The organism is Pseudomonas muyukensis (assembly GCF_019139535.1).
Classification (GTDB): Bacteria; Pseudomonadota; Gammaproteobacteria; order Pseudomonadales; family Pseudomonadaceae; genus Aquipseudomonas; species Aquipseudomonas muyukensis.
Genome location: NZ_CP077073.1, coordinates 700,114 through 714,977, shown reverse-complemented (window position 1 = coordinate 714,977; position 14,864 = coordinate 700,114). Strand labels below are relative to the sequence as shown.

The following is a 14,864-nucleotide window of genomic DNA, read 5'->3' as shown; positions in this document are numbered from 1 at the left end:
CCCGCGATGAGGCTATCGCAGGGCAAGCCCGCTCCCACGCCAGTCGCCTGCACGAACAGCGTGCAGGTCAGTCGTCGGTGGCCTTGATCGACTTGGGCGACAGGCGCAGGCTGCGCAAGCTGCGCTTCACGCTCTTGAGGTGGTTGACCAGGCTCGGCCCGCGGGCCATGGCCACGCCCATGGCCAGCACGTCGATCACCACCAGGTGGGCGATGCGCGAGGTCAGCGGGGTGTAGATCTCGGTGTCTTCGTGCACGTCGATGGCCAGGTTGACCGTCGACAGTTCGGCCAGCGGCGTCTGGCTCGGGCACAGGGTGATCAGGTTGGCGCCGCTCTCGCGCACCAGGTTGGCGGTGATCAGCAGATCCTTCGAACGCCCCGACTGCGAGATACACACGGCCACGTCGCCCGGTTTCAAGGTCACCGCCGACATCGCCTGCATGTGCGGGTCGGAATAGGCCGCGGCGCTGAGCAACAGGCGGAAGAACTTGTGCTGGGCATCGGCCGCCACCGCCCCGGACGCACCGAACCCGTAGAACTCCACGCGCTGGGCCTGGGCCATGGCCGTCACCGCCTGCTGCAAGGCCTGTGGATCGAGGTGCTCGCGCACTTCCATCAGCGTGTGCAGGGTGGTGTCGAAGATCTTCAGGCTGTAGTCGGCGACCGAGTCGTCTTCATGGATGGCGAACTGGCCGAAACTGGCTCCGGCGGCCAGGCTCTGCGCCAGCTTGAGCTTGAGGTCCTGGAAGCCCGAGCAACCGATCGCCCGGCAGAAACGCACGATGGTCGGCTCGCTGATCCCCACGCTGTGCGCCAGGTCGGCCATCGAGCTGTGCATGACGGCAGCCGGATCGAGCAGCACGTGGTCGGCCACTTTGAGTTCCGATTTGCGCAGCAGGTGCCGCGATTGGTCGATATGTTGCAACAGATTCACGGGCTGGACTCGGTTATGATCGGCGTGCCGGGATGTAGCTTTCTTGTAGTTATACTACATGCTTGCCAACCCGCCCAGCTAAACGAACGTGGAGAGTGGTGGTTTGACTATTCCTTGCGACATCCTGGTTTTCGGCGGTACGGGCGACCTGGCCCTGCACAAGCTCCTGCCAGCGCTCTACCACCTGTATCGCGAGGCCCGTCTACACAATGCCGTGCGGATCATCGCCCTGGCCCGGCGGCCACTGCCGCGCAACGACTACGTCAAGCTCGCCGAGCGCCATTGCCGGGCGCAGATCGCCCGCCAGGATTTCGACGAGGATGTCTGGCAGCGCTTCTCGGCGCGGCTGGACTACTTCCCCATGGATGCCGCGCAAAGCGCCGACTTCGGTCGCCTGGCCCGCTACCTGGGCGAGCCCGGCGGGCTGACCCGCATCTACTACCTGGCCACCGCGCCCAAGCTGTTCGTGCCCATCGCCACCCACCTGCGCATCGCCGGCCTGGCCGACAGCGAGGCGCGCATCGTGCTGGAGAAGCCCATCGGCCATTCGCTGGAATCGGCCACCGCCATCAACGAAGCGATCGGCGCGGTATTCGACGAGTCCCAGGTGTTCCGCATCGACCACTACCTGGGCAAGGAGACCGTGCAGAACCTCATGGCCCTGCGCTTCGCCAACGCCCTGTTGGAGCCGGTGTGGCGCAACAGCCAGGTCGATCATGTGCAGATCAGCGTGTGCGAGACCCTCGGCGTGGAGAACCGCGGCGCCTACTACGACCGCGCCGGCGCCACCCGCGACATGCTGCAGAACCACCTGCTGCAGCTGCTGTGCCTGGTGGCCATGGAGCCGCCGGCGCAGTTCGAGGCCGAGGCGGTGCGTGACGAGAAGGTGAAGATCCTCCGCGCGCTCAAGCCCATTACCGGCCAGGACGTGCAGGACAAGACCGTGCGCGGCCAGTACGCCGCCGGCAAGATCGGCGGCCAGGAAGTCCCGGCCTACTACTTCGAGAAGGATGTGGACAACGACAGCGATACCGAGACCTTCGTCGCGGTGCAGGCGCACGTCGAGAACTGGCGCTGGGCCGGGGTGCCGTTCTACCTGCGCACCGGCAAGCGCATGGCGCGGCGTTCGTCGCAGATCGTCATCCAGTTCAAGCCCGTGCCCCACGAGCTGTTCAGTGGCGGGCAGGTCAACCAGTTGCTGATCCAGTTGCAGCCGGACGAGCACATCAGCCTGCGCATGATGACCAAGAGCCCAGGCAAGGGCATGCGCCTGGCGCCGGTGGAGCTGGACCTCAACCTGGCCCAGGCCTTCGCCCAGACCCGCCGCTGGGAGGCCTACGAACGCCTGCTGCTGGATGTGCTGGAGGGCGATTCGACCTTGTTCATGCGCCGTGATGAAGTCGAGGCGGCCTGGGCCTGGATCGACCCGATCCTGCAGGGCTGGGCAGAGCACTTCCAGGCGCCGCGCCCCTACCCCGCCGGCAGCAATGGCCCGGAACAGGCCAACAGCCTGCTGGCGCGCCAGGGCCAGGCCTGGCACCTCTAGCGCAGCAGGTCGGGGATCGGACGATCAAGCAGCGCGCGGAACGCGGTCGCATCCACTGGCCGGCTGATCAGGTAGCCCTGTACCTCGTCACAACCGTGCTCACGCAGGAACTGCAGCTGCTCACGGGTCTCCACGCCTTCGGCCACCACCTTCAGTTGCAGGCTCTTGGCCATGGCAATGATCGCCCGGGTAATGGCCGCGTCCTGGCTGCCTTCGAGCAACCCCCGGATGAACGCCTGGTCGATCTTCACGTAGTCCACCGGGAAGCGCTTGAGGTAGCTCAACGACGAGTACCCGGTACCGAAGTCGTCGATGGCCAGCTTCACCCCCAGGGCATGCAGCTGCTCGAAGGTGACGATGATGTGCTCGACGCTATCGATCAGCTGGCTCTCGGTCAGCTCCAGCTCCAGCAGATGCGGCGCCAGCCCCGACTCCTGCAGCACCTGGCGCACCAGGCTGACCAGCTTGCCCTGGCGCAGCTGGTACACCGACAGGTTGACCGAGACCCGCACCTCCATGCCCTCGCGTAGCCATTCGCAAGCCTGCCAGCAGGCCTGGCGCAGGACGAACTCGCCCATCGGCGCGATCAGCCCGGTTTCCTCGGCCAGGCCAATGAACTCGCCGGGCGGCACCATGCCCCACTGCGGGTGCTGCCAGCGCACCAACGCCTCGGCCGCATGCAGCTGGCCGGTACGCAAGCACAGCTTGGGCTGGTAGTAGACCAGCAACTGCCCCTCGTCGATCGCCTTGCGCAACTGGTTCTCCAGCTGCAAGCGCTCCAGGGTGCTGGCGCGCAGGCTCTCGGTGTAGAACTGGAAACTGTCGCCCCCCAGGTGCTTGGCGTGCTGCTTGGCCATGTCGGCCTGGCTGAGCAGTGCATTGAGGTCGAAGTTGGCGTCCGACAGCAGGCTGATACCCACCGAGGCGCTGATCACCACCTCATGACCGCCTACCCGTTGCGGCACGCGCAGCTTGTCCAGCAAGCGGGTGGTGACGCGCACCAGGCTGGACAGGTTGGTGTAGCCATCGAACAGCACCGCGAACTCGTCGCCGGACAGTCGCGCCACGGTGTCGGCCTCGGGTACCGCGTTGGCCAGGCGCTGGGCCATCTTCTTCAGCAACTGGTCGGCCAGCTCGTGGCCCAGGCTTTCGTTGAGCAGCTTGAAGCGGTCCAGGTCGACGTGCAGCAGCGCCAGGCTCCGGCCGTTCAGGCGGATGCGCTGCGCCGCCTCATGCAGGCGCAGGCGGAACAGCGCGCGGTTGGCCAAGCCGGTGAGCTCGTCGTAGTGCGCCAGGTAGCGCAGCCGCTCTTCCGACTCGCGGCGCACCGACAGGTCGGTGAAGAAGCCGACGATATTGACGATCTTGCCCCGGCCGTCACGCACGCTGTTGAGCTGCAGCCATTGCGGGTACAGCTCGCCGTTCTTGCGCGCCTCGACCAGCTCGCCCTGCCAGCGCCCCTGCTGCTCCAGCGCCTGGTCGATGGCCTGGCTGTGGCGCCGCGCATCGCGGCTGCAAGGCAGCTCCAGGGCGTTGCGGGCGATCAGCTCGGCGCGGCCATAGCCGGTGACGTCGCAGAACGCCTGGTTGACCGCCAACAACTGGAACTCGGCATCGAGGATGGCGATGCCTTCGCTGGCCGCCTCGAACACCGTGGCGGCCAGGCGTTGTTGCTCTTCCTGATCTTTTTGCACGGTGATGTCGCGGCGCGTGCCAAGCATGCGCAGGACCTTGCCCGCGGCGTCGCTCTCCACCGCCCGGCCGCGGTCCTCGATCCAGCACCAGTGGCCCTGGGCGTGGCGCACGCGGTACTCGACGCGGTAGTCCTCGGTGCGGCCCTTGAGGTGTTCGACCAGGGTCCGGCGCAACAGCGGCAGGTCATCGGGGTGCAGGCGCGGCTTGAGGTCGGCGGCCACCGTGCGCACCTGCTCGGCGTCCAGGCCGAACAGCGCGTGCAACTGGGTGTGGTGGACCTCGTCGGTCTCCAGGTTCCAGTCCCACAGGCCCAGCTCACTGGCTTGCAGTGCCAGGGCCAGGCGTTGCTCGCTCTTGCTCAGGGCCTGGTTGGCCAGGTCCAGCTCGTGGCTGCGCTGGGCCACCCGCTGCTCCAGGCCAGCCTGGGCCTGGCGCAGTTCATCCTCGGCCTGGCGGCGCTGGCGCACTTCGCCGCTGAGCTGGTGGTTGAGGTCCTCGGCGTGGCGCTGGGCGCTTTGCAGGTGCTCGATCAACGCCTGGTTCTGGAAGCGCCGCAGCAGGCCGCGCTCGATCAGCCGGTTGACCTGCCAGGCCACCACCACGAACGCCGCCAGCAGGATCAAGCCAAGCCAGCCCCAGCCACGCAAGTGGCCGGCGTCGTAGACGAACAGGAAGGCGATCGGCGGCAACAGGCAAGGCAGGGCGAAGCTGAGAAACGCCGGCAGGCTCACGGCGTAGGCGACGCTGGCCGACAGCGCCGCCGCGCCAAGCAGGCCGAACACCCAGGCCTGTTGCACGAAATTGTCCACTGGCGCCAGGGCGATGGCCGCGCAGGCCAAGGTCAGGCCACTGAAGGCCGAACCGAGCAAAAACATGCGCCGCCAGGCCGGCTTGGCCTGGCGCGCCGGGGTGGCACCTTCGAAGGCCGCCACCTGGATCACCCGCAGCGCCACCAGCGCCAGCAGCCAGGCCAGCCACACGCCCACCAGCAGATAGCGCGCAGGGCTCCATAGCAACCAGGCGCACAGCAGGCCGTTGAGCAGCATGAACAGCGTGGGCAGCAGGGAGCCCTGATAAAGCAGGCGGGTACGCTCGATCGACAGCTGCGTGGCGAATTGCCTGCGAACGCTCCGTGTCGTCTGCGGCGATGCTCCGATCGCCATGCAATCCTGGGTCATATGGCTGGATTCTTGTGGTGTTCTTGTTATGGCTGACCGCAAATGTGCAGCGAGCATACACAAGCGTCGCCCCGGACCAAACTGCTCTGCGTCATGATTTCGAAAATGTCCCGTCCGTCTAACTGCGACCGCTCAACCACGGGCCCTGGCCAGCGCCTCCGATGAACGGTTGGACGCGCGCGTGGCGATTTGCGCCGCCGGCGTTTGCCCCTGCCTGCGCGCGGCCATAGAATGCCCGGATGCACAATGATGACCTCTCCCTCCTGCTGAACTCCCTCAACGACGCCCAACGCCAGGCCGTAGCCGCCTCGCAGGGGCGCCAACTGGTATTGGCCGGCGCCGGCTCGGGCAAGACCCGGGTACTGGTGCACCGTATCGCCTGGCTGATCCAGGTCGAACAGGCCTCGGCCCATTCGATCCTGTCGGTGACCTTCACCAACAAGGCCGCGGCTGAAATGCGCCAGCGTATCGAGCAACTGCTGGGTATCAACCCAGCCGGCATGTGGGTGGGCACCTTCCACGGCCTGGCGCATCGCTTGCTGCGCGCCCACTGGCAGGAAGCAGGCCTGGCGCAGAACTTCCAGATCCTCGACAGCGACGACCAGCAGCGCCTGATCAAGCGGGTAATCCGCGAGATGGGCCTGGACGAGCAAAAGTGGCCGGCGCGCCAGGTCCAGTGGTTCATCAACGGGCAGAAGGACGAGGGCCTGCGCCCGCGCCACATCCAGGCCAGCGGCGACCTGTTCCTGGCCACCATGCGCGACATCTATGTGGCCTACGAACAAGCCTGTGATCGCGCCGGGGTCATCGATTTCTCCGAACTGCTGCTGCGCGCCCTCGACCTGTGGCGCGACCAGCCAGACCTGCTGCACCACTACCAGCGCCGCTTCCGGCACATCCTGGTGGACGAGTTCCAGGACACCAACGCCGTGCAGTACGCCTGGTTGCGCCTGCTCGCTAGCGGCGGCGACAGCCTGATGGCGGTGGGCGACGACGACCAGTCGATCTACGGCTGGCGCGGGGCGAAGATCGAGAACATCCACCAGTACACCGCCGACTTCCCCGACGCCGAGCTGATCCGCCTGGAGCAGAACTACCGCTCCACCGGCGGCATCCTCAAGGCCGCCAACGCCTTGATCGCCAACAACAGCGGGCGCCTGGGCAAGGAGCTGTGGACCGATATGGGCGAGGGCGAGCCGCTCACGCTGTATGCCGCGTACAACGAGCACGACGAAGCGCGCTACGTGGTCGAGACCATCGAAAGCATCATCAAGCAGGGCAGCGCGCGCAACGAGATCGCCATCCTGTACCGCTCCAACGCCCAGTCGCGGGTGCTGGAAGAAGCCCTGCTGCGCGAGCGCGTGCCCTACCGCATCTATGGCGGCCAGCGCTTCTTCGAGCGCGCCGAGATCAAGAACGCCATGGCCTACCTGCGCCTGCTCGAAGGCCGCGGCAACGACGCCGCGCTGGAACGGGTGATCAACGTGCCGCCACGCGGCATCGGCGAGAAAACCGTCGAGGCGATCCGCGAGCACGCCCGCCACAGCCAGCTGTCGATGTGGGACGCCATGTGCCAGCTGCTCGCCGCCAAGGCCCTCAAGGGCCGTGCCGCCAGCGCCCTGGGCGCGTTCATCGAGCTGCTCGAGAACCTCGCCGCCAAGGTCTTGGACATGCCGCTGCACCTGATGACCCAGACCGTCATCGAGCAATCCGGGCTGATCATCTACCACCAGGAAGAAAAGGGCGAGAAAGGCCAGGCCCGGGTGGAAAACCTTGAGGAACTGGTCAGCGCCGCGCGCAACTTCGAGACCAGCGACGAAGACGCCGACCTGTCGCCGCTGTCGGCCTTCCTCGGCCACGCCTCGCTGGAGGCCGGCGACACCCAGGCCGACGAGCACGAGGACAGCATCCAGCTGATGACCCTGCACAGCGCCAAGGGCCTGGAGTTCCCCTACGTGTTCCTGGTGGGCATGGAAGAAGGCCTGTTCCCGCACAAGATGAGCCTGGAAGAGCCCGGGCGCCTCGAAGAGGAGCGCCGCCTGGCCTATGTCGGCATCACCCGGGCCATGCGTCAGCTGGTGATGACCTACGCCGAGACCCGGCGCCTGTATGGCAGCGAGACCTACAACAAGGTGTCGCGTTTCGTCCGCGAGATCCCGGCCGGGCTGGTGCAGGAAGTACGCCTGTCGAACACTGTCAGCCGTCCGTTCGGCGGCGCCAAGACACCCGCCAGCAGCCTGTTCGCCAATGCCAACATCCCGCAGACCGCATTCAACCTGGGCCAACGGGTGCAGCATGCGGTATTCGGCGAGGGCGTGATCCTCAACTTCGAGGGGTCCGGCGCCCAGGCCCGGGTGCAGGTGAATTTCTCCGAAGGCAGCAAGTGGCTGATGCTCGGTTACGCCAAGCTGGAAGCGATCTGAGCGAATCGAACGACACGCCTCTGTAGGAGCGGCCTTGCGTCGCGAAAGGGCTGCGCAGCAGCCCCAGCAATTCCAATGGTGGCTCGGAATCTGGGGCCGCTGCGCGCCCCTTTCCGACCGGTCCGACGCCTCGGCAAGGCCGCTCCCACAGGGGGCAGTTCCCTAGCTCAAAGGTCGGGGCGATCTCCTACAGGTGAACGCGTAGATCCGGCCAATCAGGCAAAAGCTCGAAACATCTTGTCGCTGGCTAAGTCTGCCAGTTCATGTGCACCATGACGCGCGTGCAATCCACACAAACGGGAACCCCCATCTTATGCAACGTTTTCTTAGCATCGCTCTGGCGCTCTGCGTCGGCCTGACGCTGAGCCTCGACGCCAACGCCAAGCGCTTCGGTGGTGGCAAGAGCTCGGGCTCCGCGCCTATCCACCAGACTCGCCAGGCCACCCCAACCACGCCTGCTGCCGCACCTACCGCCCCAGGCCGCGCACCGGCTGCCGCCAGCGGCGCTTCGCGCTGGCTGGGCCCGCTGGCCGGCCTCGCCGCAGGCGGCCTGCTGGCCTCCATGTTCATGGGCGACGGCTTCCAGGGCATGCAGATCCTCGACTTCCTGATCATGGGCCTGATCGCCTTCCTGGTGTTCCGCTTCATCGCCGCGCGCCGTCGCCAACAGCAGCCGCAACACGCTGCCGCCGGCCACGCCCCGTACCAGCGCGAAGCCCAGCCGCAGGCCGCCCCGCAGTCGATCTTCGGTGGTTCCGCCGCGCCGGCCGCCGCCCCGGCGATCAACGCCCCGGCCTGGTTCAACGAAGCCAGCTTCCTGGCCGCCGCCCGTTCGCACTTCCAGTCGCTGCAGCAGCACTGGGACGCCAACGAAATGGACAAGATCGCCGAGTTCGTCACCCCGCAGATGCTCGATTTCCTCAAGCGCGAGCGCGCTGAGCAGGGTGAAGGCTTCCAGTCCACCTACATCGACGACCTCGATGTGCAACTGGACGGCGTCGACGAGCGCACCGACCAAACCGACGCCACCCTGACCTTCCGTGGCGTATCGAAGACCTCGCGCTTCGACCAGGGCGAAGCCTTCAGCGAAAGCTGGCACATGGTTCGCGCCCATGGCGAAAACCAGCCTTGGCTGCTGGCCGGTATCCGTCAAAACGGTTAACCATCGCACGTTGCACAAAAAACCCCGGGCCTGTCCCGGGGTTTTTGCTTTTGCCAGAGCGGCCTACTAGGGTATAACGCGCAGCGTTGTCATAAGGTCAGAGGATGTGAACCGTGGAAGAAGTGATCGAACAACTCCGTGAAGCCAACGAGCCGGTGCCGGTGCCGCTGGAGCTGCCGGACGAAGATCTACTGGTGGAGATCGAGGAACAGCTGTTCATCAACATCCCCTTCGTGTTCAAGGAGTACCTGCTGACCGTCAGTGACGTGGTGTATGGCAGCCTGGAACCGGTGACCGTCACCGATCCGCAATCCCACACCTACCTGCCGGACGTAGCAGCCAATGCCTGGGACTCTGGCGTGCCGCGCGACCTGATCCCGATCTGCCAGGACGGCGACGACTACTACTGCGTCGAGGAAGACGGCACCGTGGTGCTGTGGTCCGCTGAGGAAGAGATCGTCACCGAGGAAAGCTGGGAGTCGGTATGGCACTGGGTGCGGGATGTCTGGCTGGAGAGCTGATGGCTGTCCCTGTGTAATGGAATGTCATCGACAGAATAAACACAGGAAAAATAATGGCTTATAGCCATTAAAGCGCCTACTATCGCCGGGCTTTCTGCGCCTGGCGACATCGCTACCGCTCCATCCCCTCGGACGACGGTGAAAACTCGCGCAGAAAGCGATTACCGCTCAGTGCGGCTCGCGGTTGTTTTCCAGCGTTTCCAGCAAGGCCACCTGCATGCGCGTATGCACGCGGATCAGCCAGCGCCACAGCACCGCCACCACCACCGCCGCCACCACCACGATGATCAGCAGCAACTCGCTGGTGGGCAGAATGCTCGCCGACAAGGCCGACAGCAGCAGGAAGATCACCAGCAGCGACAACAGCGGAATCACCTCGGCAATCACCCGCCGGACCCGTTGGGTGTGCCGGCCGGCCATCTCCGGCTTGACCCCCATCTCTGCCAGCAGCATCGACAATGCCTTGAGCTTGCGATACGCGGCAATCAGGAACGGCAGCGACAGCAACAACGCCGCGCCCCAGATCAGCGCCTTCTGCTGACCGGCATCAGCGACCCACTCGCTGAGCCAGGCGCCAATCCGCCCAGCGAAGTAACCACCGCTGAAGAAGATCGCGATGACCAGCGCCAGGTTGACCCCCACCTGCAGCAAAATGCGCCGGATCATCGCCGCCAGCATGGCCCCTTCGCCCTGGGGCTGAATGCTGCGCAGCCACTCGCCATATAGCGACAGCACCCGTGCCAGGCGACTGGGCACCACCTTGCCAAGCTTCAGCGACAGCGGGTCGGCGGCGCGGATCAGGTACGGCGTGAGCAAGGTGGTGATGGCCGACACCGCGACCGCCACCGGGTAGAGGAAGTCACTGGTGACCTGCAAGGTCATGCCCAAGGCGGCGATGATGAAGGAGAACTCGCCGATCTGCGAAAGGCCCATGCCCACCCGCAGCGACGTGCGCCCGTCGTTGCCGGCAATGAACGCGCCCATGCCGCACGAGAGCATCTTGCCCAATACCACCGCCAGGGTAATCACCACGATTGGCCAGGCGTATTCGAGCAGGATCGAAGGGTCGATCATCAGGCCGATGGCAACGAAGAAGATAGCGCTGAACAGGTCGCGAACCGGTTCGATCAGGCGCTCGATCTTCAGCAACTGGCGTGATTCAGCCATGATCGCGCCGATCAGGAAGGCACCCAGCACCATGCTGTACTCCAGCTTGACCACAAGCAGGCAGAAACCGAAGCACAGCCCCAGCACGGTGATCAGCAGCATCTCGTTGCTTTCGAACTTGGCCACGTAGGCCAGCAGCCGCGGCACCAGCAGGATGCCGATGACCAACGCGACGATCATGAACAGCGACAGCTTGCCCACCGTCGAGAACACCTCGCCGGAACTCACCGTGCCGCTGACCGCGATGCCCGACAGCAGGGCGATGATGCCGATACCGAGGATGTCCTCGACGATCAGCACGCCGAAGATCAGTTGGGCGAAGCGCTCGTTCTTCATCTTCAGGTCGTTGAGTGCCTTGACGATGATGGTGGTCGAGGAGATTGCCAGGATCGCGCCGAGGAACAGCGAGTCCATGGTGTTCCAGCCGAACCAGCGACCGATCTCGAAACCGATCCAGATCATCAGGACGATTTCCAGGAAGGCGGCGATGAACGCCGTGGCACCGACCTTGAACAACTTGCGCAGGCTGAATTCCAGACCCAGGCAGAACATCAGGAAGATCACCCCCAGTTCGGCGAGGGTCTTGATCGTGTCTTCATCGTGGATCAGGCCGAATGGCGGCGTATGCGGGCCGATGATGAAACCGGCGACGATGTAGCCCAGCACCACCGGCTGCTTGAGCCGGTGAAAGAGGATGGTGACCACCCCGGCGACCAGCATGATCACCGCCAGATCCTGGATGAAGCTGATGGCATGCATGGCGTGATACTCCTTGTCGGGGTGCAGGGGACGAACCGTTCCTCCCCTGGAAAGGGCCAGGGCGCGGAGCAGGCACATACTGTTGTGATAGACGCATAAAGCCCACATTGCGTGGGCCCCGTCAGGTTAACATCGCGCCTTGCCGCAAATTGCCGATGCAATATGCAGAAACAGATCGGCAGATCTAGTGTGGTGTTTTGCAAATACGACCAATAATTCGCGAGTGATTTTTGTGCCCAAGCAAGGCGTCGCGACGAGTCGTAGCCCAGCTACGGCGAGGAGCGACAACGCAGCATGGGCGCAAAAAGCACCGTGAATTATGGTCGTTATTTGTGAAACACCACACTAGCACCGCCGATGGCAAGATCAGCGTGACGATGGAGCGTCAGCCGACGTCCCGTACCAGGATGGGAAACCTCAAAGAGGGGAACAGAAGTGTCTGCAGATACCCGCCCCGATTCAGCGCAAATTCACCGTGAGCTCTCTATGGAACCTGGAAACGCCCAGCTGACCATGACCGTCCTGATGACACCGGACATGGCCAACTTCTCTGGCAACGTACACGGCGGCACCCTGCTCAAGTACCTCGACGAGGTCGCCTATGCCTGCGCCAGCCGCTATGCCGGCACCTATGTGGTGACCCTGTCGGTGGACCAGGTGATCTTCCGCGAGCCGGTGCATGTCGGTGAACTGGTCACCTTCCTGGCATCGGTCAACTACACCGGCAACACCTCGATGGAAGTGGGCATCAAGGTGGTCACCGAGAACATTCGCGAGCGCTCGGTGCGCCATTCCAACAGTTGCTTCTTCACCATGGTCGCGGTGGACGACGACCGCCGGCCGGTGAAAGTGCCGCCGCGCCAGCCGCAGAGCAGCGAAGAGAAGCGCCGTTTCCTCCAGGGCCAGCAGCGCCGCCAGATTCGCCAGGAACTGGAACAGCGCTACCAGAACCTCAAGACCGATTCGATCTGACCCTGAGTTGTTGCTCTTCCCGTAGACGCCAGCCTTGCTGGCGAATCCGACGACGCGGTGCCTGGCACCGGCTGCGCCGGTCAATCAGCCGGGAACCCGCTGCGCCTCGAAACGCACCCGCGGGTGGGCAATGCGATCCTGGGCCCGCACCAGTTGCAGCTCGTAGCTGGCGCAGGCCTGGGTTTCCAGGAGCACCTCGTGCACTGCGGCGGCAGTGAACTCGAAGGCCGCGACCCAGCTGTCGCCCAGCAGCACCCGGGCGAGGAACAGGCCAGAGGTCAGATCGCCCACGCCCACCGGCTGGCGCGGGAACGCCAGCAAGGGCCGGCGCAGATGCCAACTGCCATCGCGGGTCACCAGCAGCATCTCGAAGGCATCGTCCGCACGGCCTGGGTAGTTAAGGTGCTTGACCAGCACCACCTGCGGTCCAAGCTCAAGCAGCCCACGGGCCATGCCCACGCAATCGTTCAGTGACTGCGCCCGACGGCCACAGAAACTGTCCAGTTCCAGCTGGTTGGGGCACAGGATATCGGCCTTGGCGGCCGCCTGCCCGAGCAGGAACTCGCTGACCTCGGCCGGCACGATGCAGCCTTTCTCGGCATGCCCCATGACCGGGTCGCACAGGTACAGGGCCTTGGGGTTGACCGCCTTGATCCGCTCGACCCCGGCCAGGATCGCCCGGCCTTGTTCGGCGCTGCCCAGGTAGCCCGACAACACCGCATCGCAGTGGCCCAGCTCACCGATATTGGAAATCCCTTCCACCAACGCTGGAATTTGCGCCGGGGCAAGCACTTCACCCGACCACTGTCCATACTGAGTGTGGTTGGAGAACTGCACGGTATTGAGCGGCCAGACATTGACCCCGACCCGCTGCATGGGAAACACCGCAGCGCTGTTGCCAGCGTGTCCGAAGACCACATGGGACTGAATGGCGAGCAAGTGCGGCGTACGTTTCATGCAGGGCAATTCCGAAACTGTGTGAATAAGTGTGCGGCCCGCAGTATGAACCTGATTGCCATCTGTACGACAGGCCAGAGACGCAGTTAAGCTGGATCGACCTGTCTGGAGCTTACGCAAATGCTGACCCTGGAAAACCTCTTCGTCCTGCTGCTGGTGGCGACCGCGGGCGCCTGGCTGTGGCACAACCACGGGCTGCGCGAAAAGGCCCTGGCGCGGGTCAAGCAGCATTGCGCCAAGCTCGACCTGGAACTGCTCGACGACGCCGTGGCGCTCAAACGCATCGGCCTGGTGCGTGATGCCAATGGCCGCAAGCGCCTGGCGCGCATCTACAACTTCGAGTTCACCGTCACCGGCGAACAACGCCACCCCGGCACCGTCACCCAGTTCGGTGCCCACACCATGCAGATCGAACTGGCGCCCTACCCCTTCGAGATCAAGACCCCGCCACGCACCGACAATGTCATCGAGATGCAGCAATGGCGCCAGGAGCATAACCGCTGGCGCAACTGATCAGTGGTCCAGGCGGCAGGCCTCGATCGCAACGTGCAGGGCCTGCAAAGATTGTGGCTGAGCGAAGATCAGCTCGATCCGCGAGTCGTTGCGCCATTCGCTCGGGCGCCAGTCCAGCGCTCCCCTGTCCAGGCCGTTGAACGACATCCACCCAGCCGCGCTGTGGATAACCCCCTTGGCCCGACGCCACGGCCATTGTTCAAGGACCCGGCCCAATGCCGCGTCATCGAAGCGCTGGCTGGGGTGCCAGCGCCAGCCGCTGCTCCAGCCGCCATCACCCTGCTGGGCCTGGCGGATGGGCTGGCGAGGATCTGCCCACAGCGCAGGTAGCGACGCCGTGCCGTTGTCCACAGGCAAGGTCGCCGGCGCTGCGCAAGCCTGCGCCAGCGACGCTGGCAACGCCTCGAGGGCAAGCGCGCCAAACGCGCTCCAGATGGCCGGCACCTCGGGCAACTGGGCAGTTATCAACAAGCGTGTCGGCTCATCCACAGCATCCGCCTTGTTGATAACCAGCAGCCCCGCCTGCTGCAGCGCCTGTTGCTGGGCAGGCGGCAAACCCTCCCCACGCGCCAGCGCCGCGCCATCCAGCACCATCAACAGCGGCTGTACCGCCAGCACCCCGCTCCATGGCGCCTGGCGCAGTTGTTCCAACAGTTGCAGCGGATGGCCAAGGCCGGACGGCTCGATCAACAGCCGATCGGGGCGGGCCTTGCGCAGCAGGCGGGCAAGGCCTACCTGGAATGGCGCGCCGTTGACGCAGCACAGGCAACCGCCGGCCACCTCGCCAATGGCGATGCCGGCGTCGTCACGACTGAGCAAGGCGGCGTCCAGGCCGATCTGGCCGAACTCGTTGACCAGCACGGCCCAGCGCTCGTTCGCCGGGCGCTGGTCGAGCAGCTGGCGGAGCAGGCTGGTCTTGCCGGCACCCAGAGGGCCGGCGATCACATGGGTGGGGATGTTACGCAGCATGATTGGCTATCGGCGAGAAGGGTTGCGTCAGTCTAACCTGCTGGCAAGGTGGCTGGTCCCACGATGGC

At 64.9% G+C, this 14,864-nt stretch carries 11 protein-coding genes; 6 read left to right on the top strand and 5 right to left on the bottom strand.

Going from position 1 to position 14,864, the window contains the following annotated elements; all coding sequences use genetic code 11:
- Positions 1–67: 67 nt before the first annotated feature.
- Positions 68–934, bottom strand: a complete 867-nt coding sequence (hexR, locus tag KSS95_RS03330; RefSeq protein WP_023630201.1) for a transcriptional regulator HexR — start codon at positions 932–934, stop codon at positions 68–70.
- 103 nt (positions 935–1,037) lie between these two features.
- Between hexR and zwf the strand changes: the two genes are divergently transcribed.
- Entirely contained in the window at positions 1,038–2,480 is a 1,443-nt protein-coding gene (gene zwf, locus KSS95_RS03325) for a glucose-6-phosphate dehydrogenase (protein ID WP_217851658.1), read from the top strand.
- Here zwf and KSS95_RS03320 read toward each other — a convergent pair.
- The gene (locus KSS95_RS03320; protein WP_225935558.1) at positions 2,477–5,338 is read right to left on the bottom strand and encodes a GGDEF domain-containing phosphodiesterase; all 2,862 of its coding nucleotides are present in this window, start codon (positions 5,336–5,338) and stop codon (positions 2,477–2,479) included. The two genes, zwf and KSS95_RS03320, sit on opposite strands and share 4 nt — an antisense overlap.
- A 254-nt stretch (positions 5,339–5,592) precedes the next feature.
- Here KSS95_RS03320 and uvrD point away from each other — a divergent pair, with 254 nt between their 5' ends.
- From uvrD to KSS95_RS03305, 3 genes are all read left to right on the top strand, one after another.
- Positions 5,593–7,776, top strand: coding sequence for a DNA helicase II (gene uvrD / locus KSS95_RS03315; RefSeq protein WP_217851654.1), 2,184 nt, complete (start codon positions 5,593–5,595; stop codon positions 7,774–7,776).
- 313 nt (positions 7,777–8,089) lie between these two features.
- On the top strand, positions 8,090–8,938 hold the full coding sequence (locus tag KSS95_RS03310) for a Tim44 domain-containing protein (RefSeq protein WP_134689142.1): 849 nt from the start codon (positions 8,090–8,092) through the stop codon (positions 8,936–8,938).
- Between the two features lie 113 nt (positions 8,939–9,051).
- Positions 9,052–9,459 (top strand): SMI1/KNR4 family protein, encoded by a 408-nt coding sequence (locus KSS95_RS03305; protein WP_217851652.1) that lies wholly within the window; start codon positions 9,052–9,054, stop codon positions 9,457–9,459.
- 168 nt (positions 9,460–9,627) lie between these two features.
- Here KSS95_RS03305 and KSS95_RS03300 read toward each other — a convergent pair whose 3' ends face one another.
- Entirely contained in the window at positions 9,628–11,385 is a 1,758-nt protein-coding gene (locus KSS95_RS03300) for a cation:proton antiporter (RefSeq protein ID WP_217851650.1), read from the bottom strand.
- A 486-nt stretch (positions 11,386–11,871) separates the two neighbouring features.
- Between KSS95_RS03300 and KSS95_RS03295 the strand changes: the two genes are divergently transcribed.
- Positions 11,872–12,357, top strand: a complete 486-nt coding sequence (locus KSS95_RS03295) for an acyl-CoA thioesterase (protein WP_023629682.1) — start codon at positions 11,872–11,874, stop codon at positions 12,355–12,357.
- An 84-nt stretch (positions 12,358–12,441) separates the two neighbouring features.
- Here the strand turns inward: KSS95_RS03295 and pdxY are convergent, their stop codons facing one another.
- Positions 12,442–13,314, bottom strand: coding sequence for a pyridoxal kinase PdxY (pdxY, locus tag KSS95_RS03290; protein ID WP_217851647.1), 873 nt, complete (start codon positions 13,312–13,314; stop codon positions 12,442–12,444).
- A 120-nt stretch (positions 13,315–13,434) separates the two neighbouring features.
- Here pdxY and KSS95_RS03285 point away from each other — a divergent pair, with 120 nt between their 5' ends.
- Positions 13,435–13,827, top strand: coding sequence for a DUF3301 domain-containing protein (locus tag KSS95_RS03285; protein WP_217851641.1), 393 nt, complete (start codon positions 13,435–13,437; stop codon positions 13,825–13,827).
- Here KSS95_RS03285 and KSS95_RS03280 read toward each other — a convergent pair whose 3' ends face one another.
- A complete protein-coding gene (locus KSS95_RS03280; RefSeq protein WP_217851639.1) occupies positions 13,828–14,796 on the bottom strand; it encodes a CobW family GTP-binding protein in 969 nt (322 codons plus the stop codon).
- Positions 14,797–14,864 lie beyond the last annotated feature (68 nt).

Excerpts from the sequence above, each read along its gene's own strand:
- KSS95_RS03285 (WP_217851641.1), top strand. The coding sequence starts at position 13,435 with ATGCTGACCCTGGAAAACCTCTTCGTCCTGCTGCTGGTGGCGACCGCG.
- KSS95_RS03300 (WP_217851650.1), bottom strand. The coding sequence starts at position 11,385 with ATGCATGCCATCAGCTTCATCCAGGATCTGGCGGTGATCATGCTGGTC.
- KSS95_RS03310 (WP_134689142.1), top strand. The coding sequence starts at position 8,090 with ATGCAACGTTTTCTTAGCATCGCTCTGGCGCTCTGCGTCGGCCTGACG.
- pdxY (WP_217851647.1), bottom strand. The coding sequence starts at position 13,314 with ATGAAACGTACGCCGCACTTGCTCGCCATTCAGTCCCATGTGGTCTTC.
- KSS95_RS03280 (WP_217851639.1), bottom strand. The coding sequence starts at position 14,796 with ATGCTGCGTAACATCCCCACCCATGTGATCGCCGGCCCTCTGGGTGCC.
- uvrD (WP_217851654.1), top strand. The coding sequence starts at position 5,593 with ATGCACAATGATGACCTCTCCCTCCTGCTGAACTCCCTCAACGACGCC.
- KSS95_RS03320 (WP_225935558.1), bottom strand. The coding sequence starts at position 5,338 with ATGGCGATCGGAGCATCGCCGCAGACGACACGGAGCGTTCGCAGGCAA.
- KSS95_RS03295 (WP_023629682.1), top strand. The coding sequence starts at position 11,872 with ATGGAACCTGGAAACGCCCAGCTGACCATGACCGTCCTGATGACACCG.